Annotated in this window: 20 protein-coding genes and 2 tRNA genes; 9 read left to right on the plus strand and 13 right to left on the minus strand. The window is 60.7% G+C overall.

The features are described from left to right. Positions 1-7: 7 nt before the first annotated feature. The gene (locus FGW20_RS11360) at positions 8-880 is read right to left on the minus strand and encodes a formate/nitrite transporter family protein (RefSeq protein WP_301678207.1); all 873 of its coding nucleotides are present in this window, start codon (positions 878-880) and stop codon (positions 8-10) included. Positions 881-1,703: 823 nt separating this feature from the next. On the opposite strand from FGW20_RS11360, the gene FGW20_RS11365 reads away from it, so the two are divergent. Next, a complete protein-coding gene (locus FGW20_RS11365; RefSeq protein WP_301678208.1) occupies positions 1,704-3,593 on the plus strand; it encodes a chloride channel protein in 1,890 nt (629 codons plus the stop codon). 7 nt (positions 3,594-3,600) lie between these two features. Here the strand turns inward: FGW20_RS11365 and FGW20_RS11370 are convergent, their stop codons facing one another. From FGW20_RS11370 to FGW20_RS11385, 4 genes are all read right to left on the minus strand, one after another. After that, a complete protein-coding gene (locus tag FGW20_RS11370; RefSeq protein WP_301678209.1) occupies positions 3,601-4,866 on the minus strand; it encodes a Coenzyme F420 hydrogenase/dehydrogenase, beta subunit C-terminal domain in 1,266 nt (421 codons plus the stop codon). A 2-nt stretch (positions 4,867-4,868) separates the two neighbouring features. Further along, positions 4,869-6,932 carry a formate dehydrogenase subunit alpha gene (gene fdhF / locus FGW20_RS11375; protein WP_301678226.1) on the minus strand — a complete coding sequence of 688 codons (2,064 nt, stop codon included), beginning with the start codon at positions 6,930-6,932 and terminating at the stop codon, positions 4,869-4,871. 103 nt (positions 6,933-7,035) lie between these two features. Further along, a complete protein-coding gene (locus FGW20_RS11380) occupies positions 7,036-8,268 on the minus strand; it encodes a GntP family permease (RefSeq protein ID WP_301678211.1) in 1,233 nt (410 codons plus the stop codon). 42 nt (positions 8,269-8,310) lie between these two features. Further along, positions 8,311-9,174: a DNA-methyltransferase gene (locus FGW20_RS11385; RefSeq protein WP_301678213.1), complete on the minus strand. Its 864-nt coding sequence runs from the start codon at positions 9,172-9,174 to the stop codon at positions 8,311-8,313. Between the two features lie 159 nt (positions 9,175-9,333). Between FGW20_RS11385 and FGW20_RS11390 the strand changes: the two genes are divergently transcribed. Further along, complete coding sequence (locus FGW20_RS11390) at positions 9,334-9,705, plus strand: hypothetical protein (protein ID WP_301678214.1); 372 nt, start codon at positions 9,334-9,336, stop codon at positions 9,703-9,705. Here FGW20_RS11390 and FGW20_RS11395 read toward each other — a convergent pair. Continuing rightward, the gene (locus tag FGW20_RS11395) at positions 9,690-10,502 is read right to left on the minus strand and encodes a phosphoribosylformylglycinamidine synthase subunit PurQ (RefSeq protein WP_301678215.1); all 813 of its coding nucleotides are present in this window, start codon (positions 10,500-10,502) and stop codon (positions 9,690-9,692) included. The genes FGW20_RS11390 and FGW20_RS11395 overlap by 16 nt on opposite strands. 2 nt (positions 10,503-10,504) lie before the next feature. Further along, positions 10,505-13,450 (minus strand): phosphoribosylformylglycinamidine synthase subunit PurL, encoded by a 2,946-nt coding sequence (locus FGW20_RS11400; RefSeq protein WP_301678216.1) that lies wholly within the window; start codon positions 13,448-13,450, stop codon positions 10,505-10,507. 375 nt (positions 13,451-13,825) lie between these two features. Here FGW20_RS11400 and FGW20_RS11405 point away from each other — a divergent pair, with 375 nt between their 5' ends. Next, positions 13,826-14,509 carry a hypothetical protein gene (locus FGW20_RS11405; protein ID WP_209727407.1) on the plus strand — a complete coding sequence of 228 codons (684 nt, stop codon included), beginning with the start codon at positions 13,826-13,828 and terminating at the stop codon, positions 14,507-14,509. Positions 14,510-15,261: 752 nt separating this feature from the next. On the opposite strand, the gene FGW20_RS11410 is transcribed toward FGW20_RS11405, so the two are convergent. Next, positions 15,262-15,334 (minus strand) — tRNA-Thr (locus FGW20_RS11410). Positions 15,335-15,472: 138 nt separating this feature from the next. Then, on the minus strand, positions 15,473-15,757 hold the full coding sequence (locus FGW20_RS11415; RefSeq protein ID WP_301678217.1) for a DUF504 domain-containing protein: 285 nt from the start codon (positions 15,755-15,757) through the stop codon (positions 15,473-15,475). Between the two features lie 504 nt (positions 15,758-16,261). On the opposite strand from FGW20_RS11415, the gene mmp10 reads away from it, so the two are divergent. After that, entirely contained in the window at positions 16,262-17,488 is a 1,227-nt protein-coding gene (gene mmp10, locus FGW20_RS11420; protein WP_301678218.1) for a methyl coenzyme M reductase-arginine methyltransferase Mmp10, read from the plus strand. Here mmp10 and FGW20_RS11425 read toward each other — a convergent pair. Both FGW20_RS11425 and FGW20_RS11430 read right to left on the minus strand, forming a co-directional pair. Then, entirely contained in the window at positions 17,476-18,045 is a 570-nt protein-coding gene (locus tag FGW20_RS11425; RefSeq protein ID WP_301678219.1) for a type 1 glutamine amidotransferase, read from the minus strand. The two genes, mmp10 and FGW20_RS11425, sit on opposite strands and share 13 nt — an antisense overlap. Continuing rightward, entirely contained in the window at positions 18,042-18,722 is a 681-nt protein-coding gene (locus tag FGW20_RS11430) for a diphthine--ammonia ligase (protein ID WP_301678227.1), read from the minus strand. The genes FGW20_RS11425 and FGW20_RS11430 overlap by 4 nt, the downstream gene beginning before the upstream one ends. 207 nt (positions 18,723-18,929) lie before the next feature. Between FGW20_RS11430 and FGW20_RS11435 the strand changes: the two genes are divergently transcribed. Next, entirely contained in the window at positions 18,930-19,121 is a 192-nt protein-coding gene (locus FGW20_RS11435) for a hypothetical protein (RefSeq protein WP_301678220.1), read from the plus strand. Between the two features lie 148 nt (positions 19,122-19,269). Beyond that, the gene (locus FGW20_RS11440; protein ID WP_301678221.1) at positions 19,270-21,144 is read left to right on the plus strand and encodes a PAS domain-containing sensor histidine kinase; all 1,875 of its coding nucleotides are present in this window, start codon (positions 19,270-19,272) and stop codon (positions 21,142-21,144) included. 236 nt (positions 21,145-21,380) lie between these two features. On the opposite strand, the gene FGW20_RS11445 is transcribed toward FGW20_RS11440, so the two are convergent. After that, positions 21,381-21,465: transfer RNA gene (locus FGW20_RS11445), tRNA-Leu, on the minus strand. Positions 21,466-21,844: 379 nt separating this feature from the next. Here FGW20_RS11445 and FGW20_RS11450 point away from each other — a divergent pair. From FGW20_RS11450 to FGW20_RS11460, 3 genes are all read left to right on the plus strand, one after another. After that, the gene (locus tag FGW20_RS11450) at positions 21,845-22,360 is read left to right on the plus strand and encodes a cob(I)yrinic acid a,c-diamide adenosyltransferase (protein ID WP_301678222.1); all 516 of its coding nucleotides are present in this window, start codon (positions 21,845-21,847) and stop codon (positions 22,358-22,360) included. A gap of 304 nt (positions 22,361-22,664) precedes the next feature. Then, positions 22,665-23,324: a class I SAM-dependent methyltransferase gene (locus FGW20_RS11455; RefSeq protein WP_048114514.1), complete on the plus strand. Its 660-nt coding sequence runs from the start codon at positions 22,665-22,667 to the stop codon at positions 23,322-23,324. After that, entirely contained in the window at positions 23,321-25,084 is a 1,764-nt protein-coding gene (locus FGW20_RS11460; RefSeq protein WP_301678223.1) for a radical SAM protein, read from the plus strand. Before FGW20_RS11455 ends, FGW20_RS11460 begins: the two co-directional genes overlap by 4 nt. 194 nt (positions 25,085-25,278) lie before the next feature. Here FGW20_RS11460 and FGW20_RS11465 read toward each other — a convergent pair whose 3' ends face one another. Then, on the minus strand, positions 25,279-25,680 hold the full coding sequence (locus FGW20_RS11465; protein WP_301678224.1) for a CGGC domain-containing protein: 402 nt from the start codon (positions 25,678-25,680) through the stop codon (positions 25,279-25,281). Positions 25,681-26,170 lie beyond the last annotated feature (490 nt).

Here is a 26,170-nt window from a genome sequence, read left to right on the forward strand (position 1 = left end):
ATCAGGTTTACTTAAGGGCTGCAATTTCCTTTCTGAATGCGACCCAGTAGAGAACACCGACGAAGAACAGACCGCCGACGATGTTACCAAGTGTGACCACAATGATGTTGTTGGTCCACATTGTCACCCAGTTCAGGGTCTCGACTGCTGCTGATGGGTCGATGCCTGTACAGAAGATACCTGCAGGGATAAAGTACATGTTCGCAACGCTGTGCTCAAACCCGCTGGCAACGAAAGCGAAGATCGGGAACCAGATACCGACGATCTTGCCGATCGCGTCGTCGGCGCATATACCGAGCAGGACAGCAAGGTTGACGAGCCAGTTGCAGGCGATTCCCTTGAGGAAGAGCGACCACAACGCCGCGGCACCGACGTAACTCGTCTTTGCAGTTGCTATGCCTACTGCTCGTAGACCAAACGCGGTGAGCGTCGCGGCTCCTGTGGCATCAAAGCTGGCGTACGGACCGTATGCCACGATATACGCGAAGAGAACCGACCCGACCAGGTTGCCGATATATACCCAGACCCAGAGGTTGAGCACACTTACCCAGCTGACCTTGTGGACGAACGCCGCCATGGGGGCGAGCATCGCGTCGCCGGTGAAGAGCTCGGCACCGGTCATGATTGTGATGATAAGCCCAACAGGGAAGACAGCACCCAGAACGAGCTGGGAGATACCAGGACTCGCGGTACCGAACCGCATCGCGACATCGGTTGCCTGGATACCGGTCGAACAGATCGTCGCCAGGGCAGCACCCATCGCGATGAACGCTCCGGACAGGATACCACGCAGGAACATGTTCCAGGCCGGCAGTCCGACCTTGTACTTTCCTGCATCACCCGCTTTTGCTACGATAGCAACTGGAGGATGGAATACCATTTTTCATACACCTCTCTAAACGTCCTACCTATACCATCAAGTAATTCGAATGGATAGGTCTAGTTAATCAGTAATTTGAGAGTGCTAGTAATAGGTTTCGAAATGATCGCTGTGCGCGGCGAAGATAACTCAAATTCAAGCGTTTATCCGCGCTTTAAGTTAATTCCTGTCGTTAAACACCGGATATCAATAAACGATGCTTTTGCCATTACGCACGCGTCCACGCAGAATATATGCGATTTTAAGCAGGCTTTTGGACTGGTGTGCGGAGGCGGGCGCGCAGATCCCGCGTTTTCCAAACGTATTTATGCCGGGGTACCGGACGCCCGGTAAAATCGCCGTAGATGTGTGCGCGTCGGGACATGCTTCAATATCGGGCGTAAATGGCGGTTACATCTCGCCCTTTTTGAAAAAAAGCATATTTTTTCGATTTAATGAGTTACTCCTCTCCGGAATGTGCCTCGTTTTGAACGGCCCTGAAGCTTCCGTGGCACTCTCCCCCCGGGGGGTGCGCCCCGCCTCTCCGGGGTCCGGGTCCGACAGTTTCCCGGAGACGGGTGCCCCCGATTACGGCTGACCGCAAACCGCCGTCCGGTGTCATGCTCCTCCCGGTGATACGGATATACCGCCCCTCTACCGGTTGCGGCTGCGGCCCTGCTGTTAGGGTTCCTCTCGCCGGACATCGCGTGCTATAGGGGCGTTGTCGGGCTTCTGGTGGTGGTCGGTGCCTGAGTGCCGTCGCACGAGAACCTTTTTGCGTATACTCCTGAATGCAGTTAATCAAATCACATAAATGTTGGACAGACAAACCTCCATGCATTCCATGCAGATCGAGGAAACCGTCACTCCCTATAGAAGGATCGTACTTATCGCCATCGTCGTCGGGCTCATATCCGGCCTCGGCGCTCTGTTCTTTTTCGAAGGACTGAAACTGGGAACTGCATTTTTCATGGAAGGCATCGTCGGGTTCCACCTCCCGAAGGAGGGGCAAACTCTCCAGGATATCGCTCAATGGGCTCCTCCCGATCATCTCTGGATGATCCTCCCCGTCATATGTTTCGGAGGGCTCCTCTCCGGCCTCCTGGTCTACACCCTTGCCCCAGAAGCGGAAGGCCACGGGACGGATGCAGCAATAAAGGCGTTTCATGGAGAGGGACGGGTACGCTGGCGCGTTCCCCTCGTCAAAGCGGTCACTGCCGTCCTGACCATCTCGACGGGGGGGAGTGCCGGGCGTGAAGGGCCGACTGCACAGATGTCTGCCGGTTTCGGTTCGATCGCTGCCGATCTTTTAGGCCTCTCCGCCCGTGAGCGGAGGCTTGCTATCGCCACCGGCGTGGGTGCGGGAATCGGCACGATCTTCATGGCGCCTCTCGGGGGAGCAATCCTCGCTGCGGAGATCCTCTACAAACAGGATTTCGAGACCGAAGCAATCGTTCCCGCATTTCTGGCTTCGGTCATCGGATACGCCATCTTCGGCCTGATTGAAGGGTTTGAACCGGTCTTTGGTTCCGGAGTGACCTCCTGGAATATTTCTCAGATCCCACTCTTCCTCCTCCTCGGCGTGGTCTCGACTGCGGTCGGCCTGATTTACATTAACACGTTTTATGGGACAAACCGGGTGTTTAAAAGGGTATTCAGCCACCTGAAGATCCCAAATCACTTCAAACCCCTCACCGGGGCATTTCTCACCGGCACGTTCGTTCTTGCTCTTGCGGCTCTCTCCCCCGAAGCGGCACTCGTCGGGATCGGCAGCCTCGGAACCGGATACGGCTTTGCACAACTCGCGTTGTATAACATGCTCCCTGTCGGGGTGCTGCTCTTCCTCCCGTTTGCGAAGATCCTGACGACGTCGCTCACCATCGGTTCCGGGGGGAGCGGCGGCGTCTTCGCACCGGGACTGGTTATCGGCGGGGCGACGGGAGGTGCCGTCGGATCGCTGCTGCACCTCGCGCTCCCCGGGGTTGTGCCTGCCGAATCCGTGCCGGTCTTCTTCGTCGTCGGGATGATCGCCTTCTTCGGTGCGATCTCACACGCACCGATCGCGGTCATGATCATGGTCGTAGAAATGACCGGCGACTTCTCCCTGCTCGTGCCGGCGATGGGTGCCGTCTCAGTAGCGGTTCTTCTCATCGGACAGTCCACCATCTTCTGTGAGCAGGTGCTGAACCGATCCCAATCGGCTGCTCACCGGGACGAGTATATGATAGAGATGCTTCAGGATATTCGTGTGAGGGATGTTATGGTGCCCCGCGACCGGATCGTCGCCGTATCGCCCGATGATACCACCGGGAAGGTGCTCTGCCTGATCGACGAGACGCTACATACCGGGTTTCCGGTGCTCGATAGAGAAGGGAAGCTCGTCGGCATGATCGCTCTCGATGATGTCAGGGATAACCGGATGAATGACGAGTACGACGTACCGGTGGAAAATGTCATGAGTTCACGGGTGTTCACCGTGCATCATGCCTGTACGCTACGCGAGGCTCTGGATCTGATGACCGAGCACGATATCCATCACCTGCCCGTCGTCCCGGAGAAAGACCCGAGGACACTCTCGGGTTTTGTCACTCGAACGGACGTCATGAAAGCGTACGTCAGAAAAACGTCACAATCCGGGGGAAAATACCGTTCTGCGAACAGCACTCTGATCGAACCGGATACGGTTTCGGGGAGCAGTCCCGACGGGAAAAAAGGGTCGGTAATGGAGGGTTGAACCGCAGTCAGCGGAAGACATCGAAGATCTGGTCGCTCCCGGTGGCGATGAGCCGGTCGCGCTCTGCACTCTCTTCTACGAGCGCGAGCACCGGCGGGGTCATGTCCTCGCCCGGGTGGAACCCGAAGAGTTCTTCGAGATCGGTCTGGATGGCGTGCATGAAGACCGAGTTCGAGATCTCCACGGGGCAGAGTTCCTCGCACTGGCCGCAGTTGACGCAGGAATCGGAGATGTGCGCGAACCGGATCAGGTGGAACATGAACGGCGGCGGGATGACGCCGGGCTCGACCAGGTAGTCTTTCCTTGTGCTGCACTCGACGCAGTAGCAGATCGGGCAGTTCTCGATGCAGGAGTAGCACTTGATGCACCGGGAGGTCTGCTCCCGGATCTTGTTCAGGCGCTCCGTGCCCTCGCCGAGCGCCCCAAAGTAGCGTTCCCGCCACTTGTCGCCGAGTTTCAGCATCGCGTTCTCGACCTTGCCGCGGATCTCGATCCCTTTCGGGTTCGCGGGCTCGGTGGCGACCGCCCCGGTCTTCACGGCGGCGTTGAGGAGGTTTGCACCCTTCTCGGAGCAGACCTCGACGAACGTGGCGTTCCCGGCTTTCTCCCCAATAACGCCCCAGTTGCCGCAGGCGAGGTCCACCTGGCGCGGGATCTTGATCTTGCACCGGCGGCAGTTCGAGCGGCGGCCGAGGCCCTGATCCCCGAGAAGATCCTCCGATCCTTCTTCGAGTTCATCGATCGAGATCGAGGCGTGCTCGCCGTCCTTTGTGATGACGATGAACTTTCCTTTGTCGATCTCTTCCTTGACGACATCGTCGGGGTCAAGCCCGAGCTTCTCCCGGACGATGATCCGGGCCGTCTCCGGCCGGATGGTGCCACCGCAGTTGAGGCCGATGATGATGATGTTGTCCAGGTTGACCTGGTTGCGCTTCGCCATCTCGTAGATCGCCTTGACGTCGCAGCCTTTGAGGACGGTTGCGATCTTCATGTTTGGATCGGTGGAGAGAAGGCAGCGCCGCATCTGCTTGGGGAGCAGCAGGGTGCCGCAGTGGAGCGATCCCGCAATCCCCCCGATCTCGGCGGGATCGGTGATCATGGCCGGCATCGCGTCGTAGACGTCCGCGCCTTTCCTCACCGCAAAGACCGCGTCGACCATGCCGCTCTCGAGGGCGTGGCGCAGCAGCGCGGTGACCGCCCCGCCGGTCTCCGCTTTCTCCCTGAGTTCGTCGTTCGTCGTCCATGCGTAGAGTAAATCACCTTTTCCTGCCATTTTCAAGCCTCCTCGGTGATCTTCTCAACCTTCACGGCACAGGCCTTGTACTCGGGGATCTTCGCTACGGGATCAAGCGCGTTGTGGGTCAGCCTGTTTGCCGGATGCTCTTTGTAGTGGAACGGGATGAACATGACGCCCTTGATGATCTCCGGGGTGACCCGTGCGGGGATCTCGACCGAGCCCCGCCGGGTGCTCGCCCGGACGACCTCGTCGTCCTCGATCCCGAGTTCTTTTGCATCCTCGGAGTTGATCTCGATCCAGCCGATGGGCGCCTCCATCTCAAGGCTCCACGACCGGCGGGTCATGGTGCCGGTGTGCCACTGCCAGATCGTGCGACCGGTCGTGAGGACGTAGGGGTACTCATCGTCCGGCACCTCTGCGGGCGGCTTCCACTCGATTGGGGAGAAGACCCCGAGCCCGTCGGGCATGGCGAACGTCTCCCGATGAAGGATCGGGGTTCCCGGGTGCTCCTCGGTCGGACAGGGCCAGTGCAGGCCGTCGGGATCGAGGCGGGCGTAGGACATGCCGTGATAGGACGGCGTGACGGCGGCGACTTCGTCGAAGACCGCTTCGGGGCTCTCGAACGTAAACTGCTCCGGGTAGCCCATTTTGCTCCCGAGTTCGCAGAGGATCTTCCAGTCTTCTTTCGCCTCGCCCGGGGGCTCCTGCGCCTTCTTCCAGCGCTGGACCCGCCGTTCGGTGTTCGTCTGGGTGCCGTCCTTCTCCGCGTAGCATGCCGCAGGCAGAACGACGTCGGCGAGTTCAGCGGTCTCACTCATGAAGATGTCCTGGACGACCAGAAACTCGAGGTTCCTGAGCCCTTCCTCGACGTGGGTGAGGTCCGGGTCGGAGAGCATCGGGTTCTCGCCCATGATGTACATCGCTTTGAGTTCGCCGGGGCTCTCGGCGAGGACGTTGACCATCTCGGTGACGGTGTAGCCTACTTTGCCCTCGGCAAGCTCGTCAACGCCCCACATCTCCTTCATCTTCTTCTGCGCCGCCTCGTCGGTGACCTTCTGGTAGCCGGAGTAGACGTTCGGGAGGGCTCCCATGTCGCAGGCGCCCTGGACATTGTTCTGGCCGCGGAGCGGGTTGACACCGCCACCGGGCTTGCCCATGTTGCCGGTGAGCATCATCAGGTTGGCGGTCGATTTGACGTTGTCGACGCCGACGGTGTGCTGGGTGATACCCATCGAGTAGATGAGCGCGGCGACGTCGGCGGTTGCGATCCACTCGGCCGCAGTCCTGAGGCTCTCGACCGGGATGCCGGAGACCTTCGAGACGTTCTCAAGGCTGTAGTCATCCTTCATGACGGCCTCCTTGAGTTTCTCGAAGTCTTTCGTACGCCTCTCGATGAACTCTTTATCCTCCCGGCCGTTTCTGATGATCTCCTGCATCAGTCCGTTCAGGATAGCGACGTCGGTGCCGGAGACGAACGGCATGTAGAGGTCGGCCTGCTTCGCGGTGGGGGTGAGGCGCGGGTCGGCCACGATCAGCTTTCCACCCCCCTCTTTCGCACGGATGATGCTCCGCCCGATCAGCGGGTGCTGCTCGAAGGTGTTGGACCCGAGGACGAAGACGCACTTCGACTCGGCGATGTCCTTGATCGAGTTGGTCATCGCCCCCGACCCGAAGACTGCTGCGAGGCCCGCGACGGTGGACGCGTGGCAGAGCCGGGCGCAGTGGTCGACGTGGAGGGTCTTGAGCGCCACCCGGGCGAACTTCTGCATCAGGTAGTTCTCCTCGTTTGATGTCCGGGCGGAGGAGAGGCAGGCTACCTCGTCGGGTTTATAGGATTTGAACTTCTCCGCGATCAGGTCGTAGGCTTCGTCCCAGGTCGCCTCGACAAACTCGCCGTCCTTCTTGATCAGCGGTTTCGTGAGGCGATCGGGGCTGTTGACAAATTCGTGGGCGTAGCGCCCTTTAGGGCAGAGTTTGCCCCCGTTGACGGGCGCGCGCTGCCAGTGCGCCACGTCAAAGACCTTGCCGTCCCGGACGACAAGGTTGAACCCGCACCCGGTGCCACAGTACGGGCATGTCGTCGATACGTACTTTATTTCCATCATTCTCCCTCTGGCAGGGACTACATACCGCCTGGATTATATAATAGGCATGGTCGTGACCAAATTTTTGATTAATATTGGTGGGAAGAGGTGGGGGATTCCGTCACAGAACGGCCTGGACGACCAGTGCCGCCGCGAGCGTGACGATCCCTGCCGCCGAGAGCGGCAGGGTGTAGTTTCGCACGACCGCGGAGAAGTCGTCGCCGGTCGTCCGTTTGAGCAGCCAGAAGAAAGGGTCGCTGACGTAGGAGAACATGAGCGCTCCCGCGGAGACCATGAGCACCAGGGCGAGCGGGTTGATCGCCGTGATGGCCGGGGTCGTGGCGAGGATGGCGCCGGTGACGGCCGCGGTCACGACCCTTGAGCCCTGCGCCGCCTGCACCAGGGCGGCGATGACGAACGGGAGGATGATCAGGGGAAGATGGGCCGCGACCAGCACGGTCACGTCCGCGGGGAAGGAGCTTGCGGCGATGACGCCGCCGAGCGCCCCGGCACCGGCGAGGTCGAAGATGATGATCCCGGCGTTCTTCGTTCCCTTATGAAGCGCTTTCTCCCGGACGTCGCCCGGAACGGTGGCAAGGGCTGCAAAGAGGCCGGCGAGGAGCGCAAGGTTGATGTTTGCGAGAGCGTGGAGGTGCGGGACGAACGACCCGATTGCGAGCATCCCGAGGATAACGATGAACGGCAGCCAGGCACGATGGTTCCGCCTGGTCGCCGGTTCTTCCGCCTCTTCGGCCGGCGGCATCCGTCCTCGCATGGCGAGGAGGAGCCCGGCGAGGAGAAGGAGGGAGAGGGGGAGGGCGACGAGGTCGATATCCCAGGGGCGGCCGGAGAGGCCGAGGGCCGTTATGGTCGAGTAGACGACGGGAGCGGGGTAGAGGAGCACGTAGGATATCATCCCGGCGACGCCGGCGCAGTAGAGGAGGGTCCTGGATGCCCGGCCGTCGAAAGAGAGGTGCGTGATGATGGGGGCGAGGATGACGAACGAGGTGATGCCGCACATCAGCGGGACGGAGAGGAGATAGCCGGCCGCTCCCGCCGTGACGAGGGGGCGGCGCACCAGCCCCCGGATATCGGCGACGATATCCGCGATCCGGCCGCTCTCGCGGAGAACCTGGGCAATGCCGACCCCGCAGAAGATGACGATCCCGAGGAGGGTGAAGATCCGGCCGGCGCCGGTCGTGGCAACCGTAACGATCGTCTCCGCCGGCATGCGGGAGAGGAGGCCGAAGAGGATGGATGCCCCTACGAGTGTCAGGAACGGCGGGAGGCGGTACCTGAGCGACGCGACGGTTATTGCCGCGAGGGTGACGGCGAAGGCGATGAGGGTCTCCATCAGTCTCTCGTTGGGGTTTTGGGGATAAAATATCCGCCAGGTTCAGTCCTGTTCTCGTTCGCGGCGCGCTTCGGCGATCCGGCTCTGTGCGATCTCCCGGTATTCGAGGTCGATCTCGAACCCGATGTAGTCCGCACCGAGGGCGATGGCCGCAAGCGCCGTGCTCCCGATACCCATGAACGGATCCATGACGAGCATCCCGGGCCGGCAGCCGTGGAGCCGGATACACATCTCGGGGAGTTTCTCCGGGAAACTGGTCGGGTGCGGCCGGGAGGAGCGGATCGTCCGGTAGGGGATGAACCAGGTGTTCCCCCGGTCCCGGAGGTCGCGCTCCGCCGCCTTCCACCGGCCGATGTTGCTCTTGTCCTGGTAGGGTACGCCGACCGCCAGTTTATCGAGCGCCACGTCCCCTTTCTTCGTGAAATGGAAGATGTGCTCGTGGCACTGGCTCAGGTAGCGAGCGCTGTTCACCGGCTGGTAGTGGCCGACGGCGATATCCCCGGCGATCTTCTCGTAGTCGCCGACGTCCTCCTTCTCGATCGCGATCGACTTGACCCAGTGGATGACGTTCTGCAGTTCGAAGTGGGGGCGGAACCGCTGGACGACGTCGAAGGGGATCCAGGGGTCGCGGGGTTTGCCGCCGATGTTGAGGAAGAACGAACCGTCGTCGGCAAGGATCCGCGCCGTTCCGGCGGCGATCTCTCCGATCCAGTCGAGGTAGTCCTCGCGGGGTTGTTTGTCGTCGTAGGAGTTGTAGTCCTTCCCGATGTTGTAGGGCGGCGACGTGACGATGACGTCGACGGAGCCCGCCGTCAGGCGCCGCATGCCCTCGATGCAGTCCATGGTATGGATGGTGTTGGCGGCGAGCCCGCACACCCCTCTCTCCTTGTTTGTCACTCCGATCACGTATCGGTTCGCGGTCCAGGGCAAAAAGGTGAACGAAACACGACGTCAGGCGCTGTCGTCGCCGGCGACCACCTTCTGCCGCGTCCGCTCGAGCGCGTCGACGAAGTCCTCGACCTCGTAGGGGTTGAGCCCGGAGCCCCCGGAGGCCTCGCGGTCGAGGTGGACGACCTGGAGAAGCGCGTCCTTGAGGATCTCAAGGCGGCTGTTAGGAGGGAGGATGATCTCGAACCGGCGGAAGATGCGGTCGGAGATGCAGACGAAGTTCCCGTGAACGGAGGCGAACGTCAGGATCTCGTCTGCAGAGGGGACGTCCGCCTGGTCGACCTCGACTTCCAGGACCGCAGGCGTATCGGCGCTCTCCTCTGCAAAACAATGGGTGACCCTGATCTTCGTGGTGACTCCTCCCCGGTTCTGGCCGATATTCTCCCGGAGAATAATATAGTTTTATGCCGGGGAAAGGGAGGTGTTCATTGCGGGCGGAGTTCCCCCCTTCACCCAAAAAATTGCGGGGATGCTTATTTCCCGAAGTAATCGACGATGTTACGGAAGAGCTGCATGTTCATCGACTCGGTGGGCAGGGGTTTTTTCTCGCGCTTCAGCCGCTCTTTTCTCACCGGCCAGTCATAGAGGTTCACGAACTCCATCGCCCTCTCGGGGTGCGGCATCAGCCCGAGAACCTTGCCGTCCGCCGAGGTTATCCCGGCGATGTCCGCAACCGACCCGTTCGGGTTGTAGGGGTACTCCCCTCCCGCGGGGGAGAGGTCGTCGCGCGAGTAGCGGAACGCGACCATCCCTTCCCGCTCGATCCGCTTCAGGGTCTCCTCCGAACAGGAGAAGTTCCCCTCACCGTGGGAGACGGGGCAGTAGATGTGCGAGATGCCCTTTGTCCAGAGGTTATCCGCGGCAGGCTTCAGGGTGACGAACCGGCACTCCAGCACGCCCTTCCTGTTCGGCATCAGGGCGATCTCGCGGGGGTAGTCCCGGTCGAACGCCGGGACCAGGCCGAGGTTCGCGAGGATCTGGAACCCGTTGCAGATCCCGAGCACCAGGTTGTCGCCCGCGAGGAACTCCTTTACGTCGCTCCAGAGGTTGTTCCGGACGCGGTTCGCGTAGGCGTTGCCGGCGCCCGTGTCGTCGCCGTAGGAGAACCCGCCGGGGAAGACCATCAGCCGGTAGTCGGAGAGGGTCTTCTCCCCCGCGATGAGGTCGTTGATGTGGACGATATCGGACGCCATGCCCGCCCGCATCAGGACTTCCGCTGTCTCCATCTCGGAGTTGATCCCGTAGCCGCTCATGATGAGGGCTCTCGGATTGTTTGCGCGAGCCATGCTCAGTACCCCCCGAAAGGTGCTTTGTACGCAGTTTCCATTGTCGTCACCGGCTGTTCTATGAGGGTTTTTTCTCCTGCCGATACCCGGAACGTTTTGCCGCCGACATGGCCGAGGAGGTGTGCGTCGCTGCCGAAGATCTCCTCGAAGGCTTCGCGGTCGGAGGGGGCGACCGTGATGACGAATCGCCCGAGCGACTCCGAGAAGAGGTAGGTGTCCGGGCGCATCCCGCCGGGTACGGCGAGGTTCATGCCGGCTCTCCCGGCGATCGCGACTTTGGCGAGGGCGACGAGGAGCCCCCCGTGGGTCACGGGGAAGGCGGAGGCGAGAAGTTGTTTCTCGATCGCGTCGGTCATCCGGCCGTAGCGCACCTTTGCGGTCTGGATATCGAGGGACGGAACCGAACCCCCCTTGATACCGAGGTGCGCGAGGTACTCCGACCCGCCGAGTTCTTCCCCGGTCTCCCCCACGACGTAGACGAGGTCGCCGTCGAACTTCGCGTCCATCGATACCGCGGCCGTGACGTCGGGATGGACGCCGATCGAGGTGATGAGGAGCGTCGGCGGCACGGAGACCTTCACGGGGTTCGAGTCGGCGTCGAACCCGGAGAAGTCGTTATACATGCTGTCTTTCCCGGAGATGTACGGTGTCGCGAACTCGACCGCACCGTCATAGCACCCGAACGCGGCGCGCTTGAGCTGCCAGAGCCTCGCCGGCTCGTCGGAGGAGCACCAGCAGAAGTTGTCGAGGAGCGCGATGGTCGCGAGCGGAACGCCGATCGCGATCAAACCCCGGACCGCTGCATCGATCGCGGCGAGCGCCATCCGGTAGGGGTCGAGCTCCGAGTAGGACGGGAAGAGGCCCTGCGAGAGCCCGACACCCTTCATCGAGCCGGGGACGACTTTCGTCAGGGTGGCCGTGGTCTGGACCCGCCCGGCTCCCTGCACCGGCCCGAGGACGTGCCCGCCCTGGACGGTGTGGTCGTACCGGGTCGAGATGAACTCTTTGGAGCAGATGTTCTTCCTTCCGAGCATCGCGAGGAGGAGGTCGTCGAGCCGGTCGGGGCACGGGACTTCGGGCTCGGGATAGGCCGTCTCTACGGGCTCTGTTATGAGGTGCTCCTTCGGGAGGCCGTCGTGGAGGAAGTCGAGATCGACGTCCATGACGGTCTCTCCGCCGTACTCCACGACGCATCTTCCCGTATCGGTGAACGTCCCGATGACGGTCGCCTCGACCTCCCTCCTCTTCATCAGGTCCATGAACGCCTCGATCTTCTCCTCCGGGACGGCGAGGGTCATCCGCTCCTGCGACTCGGAGATCCAGATCTCCCACGGCGCCATGCCGGGGTACTTCAGCGGGACGCGGTCGAGGAGGACATGGCACCCGCCCGACTCCCTCGCCATCTCCGCGACGGAGCAGGAGATTCCTCCTGCCCCGTTGTCGGTGATGCTCCGGTAGAGGTCGAGGTCGCGGGCCTCCTTGACGATGACGTCGGAGAACTTCTTCTGGGTGATCGGGTCGCCGATCTGGACCGCGGTCACGGGGCTCGCGGGGTCGAGGGCCTCCGAGGAGAAGGTGGCGCCGTGGATCCCGTCCTTGCCGACCCTGCCGCCGACCATGACGACGAGGTCGCCGGGCAGGGCCTGCTTCTCGTGGAGCAGTCTTCCGTTGTTGGCGCGCGGCATCACGCCGACGGTGCCGGCGAAGACGAGTGGTTTACCGACGTAGCGGTCGTGGAAGTAGCACCACCCCTGCGGCGTCGGGATGCCCGAGCAGTTGCCGCCGACGTCGATGCCGCGGACGACGCCCTCGAAGATTCTCCGGGGAGGGAGGATGGGGTTCGTCCGGTTCTTGCCGCGGAAGAGGACCGGTTCGGTATCGGGGTCGCCGACGCAGTAGCCGTAGATGTTGATGCAGGGCTTGGCGCCGAGGCCGAACCCGATGGTGTCGCGGTTCACCCCGACGATCCCGGTGAGGGCGCCGCCGAAGGGGTCGAGGGCGGAGGGGGAGTTGTGCGTCTCGACCTTGCAGGTCACCAGGTGCTCGTCGTCGAAGACAATGGCGCCGGAGTTGTCGGTGAAGACCGAGACGCAGATGTCGTCGTCGCCCTTTGCCTCGCGGATGGTGTTGGTGGCGGCCTGGATGCACGACTTGTAGAGCCCCCGCGGGACGTCGTCGTCCATGGCCGAGGCAAAGATCGTGTGCTTGCAGTGCTCGCTCCAGGTCTGGGCGAGCGACTCGAGTTCGACATCCGTCGGCTTTCGCCCGAGCCCCCGGAAGTAGTCGCGGATTGCGTGGAGCTGGGCGAGGTCGAGGGCGAGCGGCCCGCGCCGCTCCCCTGTCCCGGGGTCCGTGATGCCCTCTTTTCCGATCCGGGCGAGTTCCGCGTCGGGGAGGTCGAGATCAACGGTCCCGGCGGTCTGGAGTTCGTGGAGGTGGACGAAGGGGGTGATCGCGTCCATTCCCTTCCCGGCGTACTCCTCGCGGCTCCTGACGTGCACCCGGTTGACGAGCGGGTTTGCGAGGGCGGCGGTGAGCCGCTCCAGGGATTCGGGCGTGAGGTCGCCGGCGACAAGGTAGAGTTGCGACGAGAAGACCGCCTCCCCTTCGCCGAACCGGAACCCGAAGTAGTCCTCGATGGTCTGCTTTGCCGTCGTCCCGGCATTGTCGGTGACCCCGGGCAGGAACCCGACCTCGATCGCGTAGTCGAAGTCGGCCTCGGTCGGCCGGTCTACGGAGTACCGCTGGACGACGGGGTTGCTGAGCTGCGCGCCGATCTGCGAGAGCTCATCGGGGGAGAAGTCCCTCCGGGCGGTCGCTATGGTATAGACGTCGACGAGGTGCAGCTCGCGCAGGGGGAAACCCAGCGAGCGGAACCTCTCGGTACGCGTCGGCAGCCGTGGATCGCGGGTATATTGTACCTCTATCCGGTGGACGTACGAGGCCATGTATATATATGGGTTGGATCTGGTGAAAAGGACTGCGATGAAAAAAAATGGTGAACCAATTTTCATCAAAACTGGAAAATGATGCGTGCGCCTGAGTGTCAAGAGTAATGCAGCCCGTGCGAGTGGATTGCGGGGATGGTCGGCGTTCCCCTGTGTCATGCCGGCATCGACGTGCCGATGCTCGAGAAACCCGAGCATCTATAGTGCTGTGTGGCTGTGGCGCATCTGCGACAGGTCGGGTGGACCGACGCTGTTAAGGTGGAGGAGCGTTGGGCATACTTTGTAGGGACACCTCTCAAGGAGCAGCGACATGCTCTTCTTCGTGGATGCTTTTAAGGGTGCGGGTATTAATGCTTCAGTATTGCAGGTGGTTCTGTGAAACATATCACTTTTGATCAACTCTCGCGGGTTGCGCTCGGAGATGTTGGAAAATCTATCGCGAAAGCCGTCACACGAGACTACTATCTACCTGATGCAATCTACGATATCTATCCAAAGTACAACGGAAAACCGTATAAAACCCGGGCGATACATTTCACTCCTCGCGGGTGGATGCCCGATTTTGAATACGGAATACAATTCCCCGGACTCGGGGACAGTTGCTACGACAATATTTACCTTATGGCAGAAGTGAAGACAAATAACTCCAAACTGATGCGAGATCAAGAAAAATCGATGGCAAGAATCTCCTATGGAAAGGTGACGATCCGGGAATATTTCCGAGAACTTTACGACAAATATGGCAATCTTAGAAACGATCCTGAGATACTTCAAGATCCTCCCCCATGTTGCAAACCAACTGATGATACTTACCAATTATCTCCGAGCATCCGACAAATCAGGCTTGAAAAACTGGCAGAATACAAACGACTAGTAAACTCAAATCCAGATGGCGATATGGGAATGGTACCCCGTTGTCATACAAATTATCTAGTAATCATGTGTCACGTGAAAATCGAAAAGAACCAATTTGTCACCGAAATAGGGCGCGTTTGTAGTAATGATGGTGAGAAAATCGGTGGCCTTGACCACAGAAGAGAATATGTGCTTTCCATATGAACTGCCACCATTTGATAACCAAGGGTGTCCATGTGGTAAAACCATATTGGCGCAGGCCGCCCTCATAGAGGAGGCTTGCCATTTCTTTGAGTACCGCCGGCATCTCCAAACGCATTACGGGTTTACCGACTCAACGATCAAGCGTACCTAGATTCAGTCTGTGTGAGGGAATCATATCCCCTACCCTTCTCACAGAGTATGAGAAGATGAGGTCATCCCAATACTCTCGCGTTCATGATGCTGCATGCTAGATGAATCAGTCCTAGGAATGAGTGTTCATACCGCTCGTATCGTGGAAAAATCTTCTTAAACGCTTCAATTCCGTTGAAGAACCGATCTACTGCATTGCGCCTCTTATAGTTCGCTGGAACATCGAGCCAGGTGCATCTAGTAGTGAGAACTTACAGAATACCGTTGAACAGCACGCGGGGGGTCACACCGCGGTTGGCCAATGTGCGACTTCGTTGGCGGGAGGTATTTTTGGACAATACCCCAGAGATCGTCGTCAATTTCCCGGAATACCATGATCCCAAATTTTATCTGAGGGGGTCTTATAATTTTAGGATCACCTCGATCTTATTTGTCCCAAGGGGACCGATCTCTTGGGAGGTCTGAGTACTATAACAAACTCACTTGCGAGGTTGAAGCCATCAGGATCAACTTTTTAAAAGTGCTTTGAACAAAGCGTCAGCGTAAACAGTCATAACGAAGTGAAAACTGCATTCCGTTTGAGCGCGGAATCAAAAACAGAAAGCCCCAGCCGAGATTTGAACTCGGGACCTGCTGATTACAAGTCAGCCGCTCTGCCAGCTAAGCCACTGGGGCATACCTTATATTGTAGGCGGTCTGCGGTAAAAAAGGTGGCGCCGGTTCTCTTCACACTCCGCTCCTGACGGAGCGTCGTCACTCGCACCTAGCGGTGCTCGCGCTCCTGCCGCTCGCTGCGCTCGCGCCAGTCGCGATTCAAAACCCTTCGGGCTTCTCACGCTCCGCTCCTGTTGGAGCGTCGCGTTCCCAAACAACCTCACCATCATAGAGAATCCGCCGGACCCGATGGTAGGGAATACACGCCACGTGCGTCCCGGCGTCCACCTCCAGGTACTGCGCATCGAGCGCGACGACCCGGTCGCCGTGAACCGTCGAGCGATCGCCGGGCGCTCCCCGGTCGACGTACTCGACCTCGACCCGGGAGAAGTCGTAGCCCGGATCGTGATAGAACCGGAGCAGCAGCCGGTGGCTCGTCCGCATACCGCGACTCCGTCGCTCCGGCGTGGCATAAAGGTGCCGCCGCCCGCCCGGAGCAGCCGCCACGGCGTGCCCGGCACTTCACTATTGTGTGGCATCCGGTATCGAGCAATGCAACCTCGCGCGAGAACTAAAAAGAAATTAGCAACACCCAGAAACACCGGAGCTCGCACCTCTGGTGCTCACGTTCGCGGCTTCGCGGCTTCGCGTGAGACAACGGGTGCAGATTACGATCCAGTCCCACGCGAAGCCGCGAAGAACGCGAAGGACGACTTTTCCCGCAGGGTGCGACGTTCCGTAGGAACGGAGTCTGAGCAACCGTTAGCCTGCGAAGAAGGAGTTGGAGCACCGAAGGTGCAAAAGGAAGTCAATGGTTTGACCTCCTGGGGTCCGTCTCAAACATTTCAGCGTAATCCTGCACCCGGAGCAGCGCCCGTTCTCCCCGCGAACCCGCGCCGGGAGAGGTCTGCAACGTTCATAACAGAGGAGCACAGAAGTACCATCAGAATGTCGCATCTCACCGTCGATCTCGGAGGCCGGCCCGGCCTCGACTGCCGGGGATTCTGTTCGTACTGCTACTTCAAACACGTCGAGGGGACGACGGCGTTCGGCTGCAAATACTGCCTCCCCTTCCAGAAGGGGTGCGACTACTGCACCCGGGGGGTGCGGGAAGGGTATGAGGCGTTCAAGAGCCTCAGGACGGTCGCCGACGAGACGCTCGCGAACCTCCAGGTGATGAGCGACGACGTCGACCGGATCACCATCAGCGGCGGCGGCGACCCGAGCTGCTACCCGGAGTTTCGCGACCTCATCGAACTCCTCGGCAGCATGGAGGTGCCGCTCCACATCGGCTACACCAGCGGCAAGGGGTTCGATGACCCGGGGCTGGCCGACCACCTCATCGAGAACGGCCTCGCCGAGGTCTCCTACACGGTCTTCGCCGCCGACCCCGAACTCCGGCGGCAGTGGATGCACGACCCGACGCCGGAAGCCTCGCTCGCGGTCCTCGGCCGGCTCTGCGGCGCAATCGACGTTTACGCCGCAACAGTCGTCATCCCCGGCGTCAACGATGGCAAAACCCTCGAAGATACCTGCGCGTGGCTGGAGGAGCGCGGCGCAAAAGGGCTTATCCTGATGCGGTTTGCAAACCGGACCGACCAGGGGCTGATCCTCGGCAACGCTCCTCTCCTCGAGGGGCAGCGGGTTCACACTGTCGACGAGTTCCACGACATCGTCACCGACCTCAACGACCGGTTCTCGATGAAGATCAGCGGGACGCCGCTCGGCGACCCCTCGATCGGGTCGCCGTTCGCGATCCTCCACGAGCCCGACCTCCTGAAGAAACTCCCGCGCGTCCGGAAGCGCGCGACGGTGATCACCGGGAGCATCGCGGCCCCATTCCTCCAGCGGGCCCTCTCGATCCGCGGCTCGATCTCGAGGGTCGTTCCGGTCAAGAAGGAGATCGCCTGCCTCATCACCGCCGATGACCTCGCCGGGGTGAACCTAAAGAGGCTCGAAGACGTCGTTATCCTCCCCGGCCGGGCGTTCGTCCACGACGCCGAAGCAAGGACGATCCTCTCCGCCGACGGCGTCGACCGCGAGGTGGTGCGCGGCCCCGAGTCGCTGACCGCCGACGCGGAGACGAGCATGGGCATGACCCGGATGGAAGTCCTCGATAAGGAGATGGAAGGGTTCGCGGCCCTGATAAACACGATCAACCGCTACGGGCTCTGACGGGCGGCCAGCCCGAGGAACCGCTCGACGATCCACTCGTTCCTGACCTCGGGGTAAAAGAGGAGCCCGTAGAGGGGAAGCGAGCGGTGCCGGATCGCCTGGACGCACCGGTCCGAGGCGGCGAGTGCTACGAACTCCCCGGGCACCCGCACGGCATGCTCGTGCACCTCGTAGGCGGGAAAGACCTCCTGCCCGGCAAAGAGTGGGTCGGGCGCGAGAACGTTTACGTCGACCATGCCGATCTCGCAGCACGGCTCAGTGCCGCCGCCGAACGCCGCCGCGAGCGCCAGCATGCCGGAGGATATCCCGAGCACCGGGCGCTCGAACGAGAGAAGCCACCGGAACAGTTCCGGCTGTTCCATGTATCCGGTATCCATCAGCGCCGTGCCGCAGAGGATCGCTGCATCCGCGCTCTTAAGGTCCGGTGCGCCGACGGCGGTGTAGTGGCGGGTGAGGAACGGTGTTTCGGCCCTGCAAAGAATTCGTTCAACCGGCGCGACGAACTCGTCGCGGGAGAGCGAGCCGTCCCGGTAGCAGAGGTCGACGACCAGGATCATTTCGCCACCAGCCCCGCCCGCTCGATCCGCAGAACGCCGTTGTAGTTCCGGTAGACCTTCGACGCCTCCTCGATCGCGATCTTCTGAGCGAAGAAGGGGGCGTCGACGACGAACGTCTCGAGTTCCCCTCCTTCGCCGGTGAGGGTGACCTGATATTTTTGGGCGATTGCCCGGAGCTCGTCGAGTGTGCGGCGGTCGATCTCCCGCCCGAGCCAGGACTCGTCGAAGGGAGCGGAGAAGACACCCGCGATGACGACCGTAAACCCGGCACCGATGAGTTCTTCCATGTAGGCTTCCTGGTCGGCGAGCCAGAGCGGGTTGAAGCACCAGAGCCCCAGTTCCCGGCATATCCGTTGAACCCTCGCCGCCTGGTAGACCGAGAGGATCGCCCCGGTGACGACCCCCTCGATCCCGTACCGTTCCCTGGCGGCGAGGAGAGCCCGTTTCAGGTCGAGGAGTTCTTCCTCCTTCTCCCCGGCCGTCTCCACCTCCACGAGCGGGAACCCCGCCGCTTCGGCCTGCAGTGCGGCAAGGCGGATGTTCGGGGTGTGGAACATGTAACTCTCCGGGTTTTGGGAGACGACCGTGATCAGACAGGCAACCTCCTCCTTCTGGATCGCCTGCCAGCAGGCGAAGAGGGAGTCTTTCCCGCCGGAGAAGAGCACGCCGAGTTTCATGGTTCTTCCCGTATTGTTCTCCTCCATGGCACGATAACCCCTGCGGCGGCGGTGCCGGAAGCGGCCGGGAGGCAAAAGGCCGGATCCGGCATACCGTCCGGGAAAATCGGAGGATTTGCGACCGCCACCGCCCGGGGAGGATCAGGATTATATGCTGTCGAATCTTCACCGGATGTGAGCACCGGGGGTGTATCAGGAGGGCTCACTATGGCAGAAAACAGCCAGCATCCGGAAGAACAGATCGAAGTGGTGGTAAATTGCGTCCTGGTAGACTACCGGGGGGATCCCGAGTCGCGGGGCCGGATTGTCCACGCGATCCTTGAGTGGGCAGAGGAGCACCCGGACGAGTGGAACGAACTCCAGGAACGCTGCCAGCAGCGTCACGAAGTGCTGGCATAAGCCCCCTGGACAGGATATAACATCTCTTCTCTCCTTCCATCTCCGGGGTAAGACCGCGGGAAGTCGTCGGGTCCAGGGTTTCTGACGGTATGTTCAATACCCGGTGTTAATGTAGTACGAAAAACAAGCCTATAATCAGGCAACTTGTATGGTTTCAGCGGACAGCAGCACCGGACTCGTGAATCAGGGGCCCAACTGGCAGCTGCTTGCCGCCGCGCCCGTCCTTCTACTGGCACTGGTCGTTGCGGTCCAGTCTTTCATGAATGTTCCGTTTGATTTCGTTGCTCCCTTCCAGGCAGCACTCAATATCCTCCCGAACATGGGTTCCGTGCTCCTGGCCGTTCTCGTGGCATGGGCCGCGATGAAGACCGGGCGGCTGCAGCTTGTCTGGATGGGGTCCGGCATTCTCGTGCTGGGCCTGGCCATTCTGCTGGCGAACCTGGTCGGGACCCCGATCAGCCTGAACAACGGAGTGCAGATCCAGAATCTCGGTGCCGTTCTCGCCGGTGCCCTGCATCTTGCCGGCGCTCTGATCGCCGTCTTCTCGATCGGGCTCGCCAGGCCCGATCCGCGACAACGGGCGGTTGCACTCGCAGTGGGTTACGGCGGCAGCATAGCGGCGGTCACCCTGATCGTCATCGCGAGCACGGCCGGGGCGATTCCCGAATTCTTCATCCCGGGAGAGGGAGGAACCCCGATCCGGCAGGTGGTCATCACCCTCGCTGCGGGTCTCTTTGCCGCTGCTGCGCTGGTGGTATTTATAAACTATATTCGTTCGCGTTCGTCGTTCCAGTATCTATACGGTCTGGCGCTGGCTCTCCTCGCCCTCGGCCAGATCGCGTACCTGCTAACCCTGTCCCGCGGCGACCTCATGGCCTGGGCAGGCAGGGCAGGGCAGTGGGGTGCCTCCCTGTACTTCCTGCTGGCCCTGCTCCTGATCCTCCGCCTTTCAGGCAGCCGCATGGCGAACGTTCATTACGTGCTGGACTACATCTTTCCTCCCTCCAGCAAAGGCTACAGGTTTCTGATCGAGTCGTCCCCCGACGCAATCATCGGCCTGGATGCGGGGGGAAACGTGCTGGTATGGAATGCTGCCGCCGAGAGCATACTCGGCTACAGCAGCAGGGAGGTCGTAGGGAGGCCTATCGGGGATCTGGAAAGCAACCCGGTCCCGGAAGGTTCCGGCATGCAGGAGCCAGGGGAGATATTCTTCCGGCGCCGGGACGGCAGAGAGATGTGGCTTGAGGTCTCGGTGGCGCACTGCACCGTCCGCGGGAGTCCGATCACCACCGTCAATATCAGGGACATCACCGATCGGAAGCGGGCGGAAGAAGAACGAGCACAACTACACAAAAGACTTGAAGATGCGCACCGTGAGGCGAACCTGTATCTCGACATCATGACCCACGACATCAGGAACGCCAACACCGTCACGACGATGTACGCGGATCTCATGGTCGAGATGCTGGAGGGCGAGCCGGGTGCGTATGCAGAGAAACTGCGCGGCAGTGTCGAGAAGAGCAATGAAATTCTCCGGAATGTCGCCACCATCAGGCGGCTTCAGGAGGAGCCGTCCCTGCTTGCTCCGGTGAACCTCGATACCGTCGTCCGAAAGGAGATCGAGACCTTCCCCGGGGCATCGATCCACTACGAGGACGCGCCGGTCGAGGTGAGGGCGGACGGACTCCTCTCCGAGGTCTTTGCGAACCTCATCGGCAACGCTGTCAAGTTCGGTGGACCGGACGTTGAGGTAACCATCCGGGTCAGGGAGCTGGACGGGGAGGTCGAGGTCTCGGTCGAGGACACCGGCCCCGGTGTTCCGGACGACGTGAAGGAGAGACTCTTCCGCCGGCTGGAGCGCGGAAAAGCCAGAGGTCCGGGCAAGGGGATCGGACTCTTCATCTCCCGGATGCTCATCGAGCGCTACGGCGGCCGGATATGGGTCGAGGACCGGGTGCCCGGCCGTCCTGATGAGGGAGCGGCGTTCTGGTTCACACTCTGGAAAAGCGCGCAGGATGGGTGAGCGATCTTCTGCAGGCGAGCAGGTGTACACCCCCGGGGAGTGTGACGCCGCCGTTATCGGGAGTGCCGTGTATATGGAGCACTGGATGAAGGATGCGGCGGAACCGGGCGGCTCTTCCCGAGGGCGACTTTCGCAACCGGGACGATATCGAGGCCTGGACCGGCGGTATTGCGCGGGCGCTGGAGGCTCCTTAGCAGCAATGAATGGCGTAAATAATTTAATCCCGTAAAACCGAATGCGAGGGGTGAGATTCGAACTCACGAACTCCTACGAGACTAGGCCCTCAACCTAGCGCCTTTGACCTGGCTTGGCAACCCTCGCCCGAATCGCCCGAACGGAAACAGAAGATGCATCGATTGCACTTTCATGCCCCGTTTACCTCATTTAATCTGTTGTCATACATAAAATACCTTTGTGCGGAGGGTGCGATGAGGGGGGCGCACCGGCCGGGAGGCGGTGCGGGGGGGTCGCCTGTGCACGCCCCCCTCACACCCCTTCAGTGCGGGGCATGCGGTCACGTCTACAAACCCGGAAAGACCCCAAACCGCCAGCAGATACGATCCCGGTCATCGCGTACGAAGCCACATCAGCTCGGTACGCCGGCGTAAACGGTGCTCTCTCTGGGTTCAATCCTATCTCTTATTGGTGCAGGAGAAACAAACGCTCGAATACCTGACGAAATCCGGAGGGGTCCCTGTTTATGGAACGAGGATATATTCACGTTTACACGGGCAACGGCAAAGGAAAGACGACTGCGGCGCTGGGTTTGTCGCTCCGGTGTGTCTGCGCCGGCAAAGGGGTGTTTTTCGGCCAGTTCATCAAAGACGGAGATTGCAGCGAACTTAGCGCAGGAAAACTCCTTCCAGATTTCGAGATCGTCCAGTTCGGGCGCGGATGTTTTATCGACCGCAATCCCGATGAGAAAGACCGCACGACCGCCCGCGAAGGACTTGCACGGTGCGACAGGGTTCTGCAGTCGGGCGAATACGACCTGGTGGTGCTCGATGAGGTCAACGTGGCGCTCTTCTACGGCCTCTTCGGGGTGGTCGACGTCGTCGAGGCGCTGGAGAGGAGAGATCCCCGTGTAGAGGTCGTGCTCACCGGGAGGTATGCTCCGCAGGAGATAATCGATGCCGCGGACCTGGTTACCGAGATGAGAGAGGTCAAACACTATTATCATGAAGGGGTGGAGGCCCGCCCGGGTATCGAGCGCTGAAGGGCTGCCGGGCCCCTCTGCCTCGTGGGTATCGTCCTGAAGGTGTCTGGACCGAAGAGCGCCCCGGAGACCTGTGCAGCAAACTGACGACCGGGCTCCTTCTCCGGTGCCGGCACCAGGCTATGGTCAACCGGGCCCCCATCGCCGGCGATCGGGATCCCGGTGCCGCTCCGCCCGTCGCGGGCTGCCACCTGTTCGGGCGACCTATCAATGGAATTCTTTTTCCTTTTTGACGATGTTAACTTCATTGTGCCAGGTGCAGACGCATCTTTCGTCTACACCAAACCGAGCGAAGGTCACACCCATGCATGAGAAAAAGGACAAATTCGACAAAAAAGGCGCCGGCGGTATGGACGAGATCGCAAAGACCCTCTTTGCCCCGATATACCCGGTGATCGCACAGAACATCATCGATCGCTTCGGCATCACCGAAGGCACCTGCATCGACATCGGCAGCGGGCCGGCATCGCTGGCGATCGCCATTGCAGAGCGGTCCAGCCTCTCGGTCATCGCCCTGGACTCCTCAGGCGACATGCACGAGGCTGCATCGAAAAATATTGCAAACGCAGGCCTATCCGGCCGTATACGGCTCCTGCAGGGGGATGTTCACGATATCCCGCTCGCCGACGACACCGCGGACCTGATCGTCAGCAGGGGTTCGATGTTCTTCTGGGACGACATCCACACCGCCTTCCGCGAGATCTACCGGATTCTCAAACCGGGTGGAAAGACCTGCATCGGCGGGGGATTCGGCAACAAAGAACTGCGCGACGCGATCTCGGCGGAGATGATCCGCCGCAACCCCGACTGGAAGGAGTTCAACAGGAAGAACATTTCACCGGAGAACGTGGAGCGGTTCCGGACCATGTTAAACGAGATCGGCGTCCCTTCGTTCGAGATCCTCTACGGGGACAAAGGGTTCTGGATCGTCATTTCCAAGACAGCTGGCGGTGCACTCCCATGAAGTGCCCTGTCTGCGAGATCGGGTGCGACATCGCCGAGGGGCGCTCCGGCCGGTGCAGGATGTACGTGAACCGGAACGGCACGATCGTCGAGCGGTTCCCCGGATCCTACCTGACCATGCTCCCCATCACGATAGAAACGATGCCGATGGTTCATTTCGCCCCGAAGAGCAAATTTCTCCAGGTCAGCACCGTCGGGTGCAACTTCGCCTGCCCGGGGTGCATCTCGGAGACCCTGACCGTGCACGCCGACGCGGTGGCCGGCGCTCTCACGACCGCGTCACCGGAGGAGGTCGTGAGGCGGGCACAGGTGGAAGACTGCACCGGCATCGTCTTCTGCCTCAACGATCCCGCCGCTTCGTATTTCACCTTCCTCGCCCTCGCGAGGGAGGCAAAAGCGGCCGGTCTCCGGGTAGGGTGCTCGACGAACGGTTACTTCACGGAGCACGCACTCGCCGCCCTCACCCCCTTCCTCGATTTCGTCAATATCGGCCTGAAAGGGTCGTCCGACGAGCGCTACCGCGAGTGCGGGGCGAAGTCCGCCGACCCGGTCTTTCGAAACATCCGGACGCTGCACGAGAAGGGAGTGCACGTGGAGGTCTCGGCAATGTACATCCACGGCGCCGAGGACGAGGTCCTCAACGCCGCACGGCGGGTGGCGGGGATCTCCCCCGACATCCCGCTACAGGTGATGCGGTTCGTGCCCTTCGGTGAAGCGGCTCCCGGCCTCGAACCGACGATCCGGGAATCGGAGCACGTTACAGACCGCCTGCGCACATTCCTCCGCTACGTCTACCTCTTCAACTCGCCCGGCACGGGCTACCTCAACACCGTCTGCCCGGTCTGCGGCACTACGGTCCTCGAACGGGAGTTCTACGGGCCCATGGGCTGCCGCACCTCCGCCGCCCTCGAGGGCGGCAGGTGCCCCTGCGGATGGCAGGCTCCCGTTCGAGGGGAGATCTGCGCAGAGCAGTATACGGAATACGGCATGCTCGGTGGTTACCGGACCACCCGGGCCATCGAGATGGCCCATGCCATACTGGTCACCCTCGGCATCCGGGACGACAAGGAGCTCGGCGCCGTTCTCGGCGATATCGTCAGGGAAGACTTCATCCGGGGCATGCACGACCGCATTCATCAGGTTGACTCCTGGCTCGGCCTGATCGCGGAGCTCGCAGCGCGTGCGGGGCGCGAAGAGGAAGGCCGGGAACTGATCTCGTTCCTCCGGGAGCGCACCGATCGCATCGTAGCCGGCAGCGCTCTCGCCGAAACCCGTCCCCGCGTCTACTACTCGATGGGCTACCCGCTCTTTGCCCTGAACGCGGAGCGATTCGAGAGCAACCTGGTGGAGGCAGCGGGAGGGACCTGCGTCAACAAGCGCCTCAAGCGGAAGGGAAAGCCCGGGGTCAACATCACCGTCGACGAATTGAACGAGCTAAACCCCGAATACATGTTCATCTCGGGGTTCCTCTCCTCACCGGCGTCCGACTATCTCCACTACTGCACCGAGCACGGGGTTGAGAGCGACGCCGTCGGGGCAGGGAAGGTCTACAATGTGCCTGCAGGATGGGATTTCGGCAGCCCGCGGTGGATCCTGGGGTTCATGTTTCTCGCAAACACTATCCACCCGGAGATCTTTTCCTTCGACCTGGAGCACGAGCAGCGTGAATTTTACAGGAGGTTCTACGGTATTACCGGCGATAAGTTCGTCGCGAACCGCGACTTTTCCCGGCCGGTGATCGGTGCGCCGGGGGATGAGTGATCGGCTGTTTCGCCCACCTCTGAAAGGATGAGGGGTAAACCCCTCTCTATAGTTTTTCACGGCACGTCGCTTTGCACCGGGGTCTGTTGAAGTAGGCATGAATCCGGATTCGTGCATGATGAAAAACAGTGATACGAATCAGAATGGGCGGCGCAGAAGCGGGAACTCTTGTGTGCGGGGAAAATGCCCCCCGGCTAATGCGTCCATTCGATGATCCTGATCTCCGGGCCGACGGCCTTGATGACACAATCTCTCATGTCGGCATAATGGGGGCAGGGGTACCCGATTGGATTGCCTCTAGTGATACACGATGCGAACACGATTGCTTCTGCTCCTCGTTCGACCAGCATCTTTGCCCGCGGTATTGCCCTCTTCCCGGGGCATCCGCCGCATGTCACAAACCCGACAATGTCGACAGGCCCGGTCTCCTGGAACGCACCTTTCCCCTCTTTAGTTACGAGGAAATCCGCGGTCCCCGGACACATATCCTCCGTCATCATACAGCGGATAATGCCTACTTTCATACGAATGAATTCTCCTGGTATCTGATAGTCCTTCCGATAGTGGACATCTCCGATCTCCGTCGAATGCCTCATTCTAAAGGTTGCTTATGCTCGGCAGGAGAAGACCTATAAAAACCGGAGATCAACCGCCGGCACGGACATGGTTCTTACGGCATCCGGAGTTGTTTTTCGTAGCCTCTCCGGGGTTTCGGTTGATCCTCTGTTCTGTGGCGAGTTCCGGTCGGCGCCCGAAGAGACCTTAAAGACTTCGTTTACCTCATTGCAATGCTCCTTCCATTATCCGACAGCGACACAGCCTTCATTAACCACCGGGATCAATACGCCACTATGAAGGCTCCGTCACCGACCGCATGTCTCTGCGGTGCGCTGATTGTTATTCTCATTTCCTGCGGCTGCATAACCCATACCGGAGACAGGGCAGGATTTATGGAAAACGGGCTCTGTTGAAACCCTCTAGTCGAGGGTCGGCTCCATCTGAGGGGAAAGATCTATAAAACCGTTGCTCCTTGTGTTAATGACGAAACCAACAACAAGGAGCAGAGTTAGTGTCGACGAATGGCTA

Source organism: Methanoculleus methanifontis, from assembly GCF_030464365.1.
GTDB classification, from domain to species: domain Archaea; phylum Halobacteriota; class Methanomicrobia; order Methanomicrobiales; family Methanoculleaceae; genus Methanoculleus; species Methanoculleus methanifontis.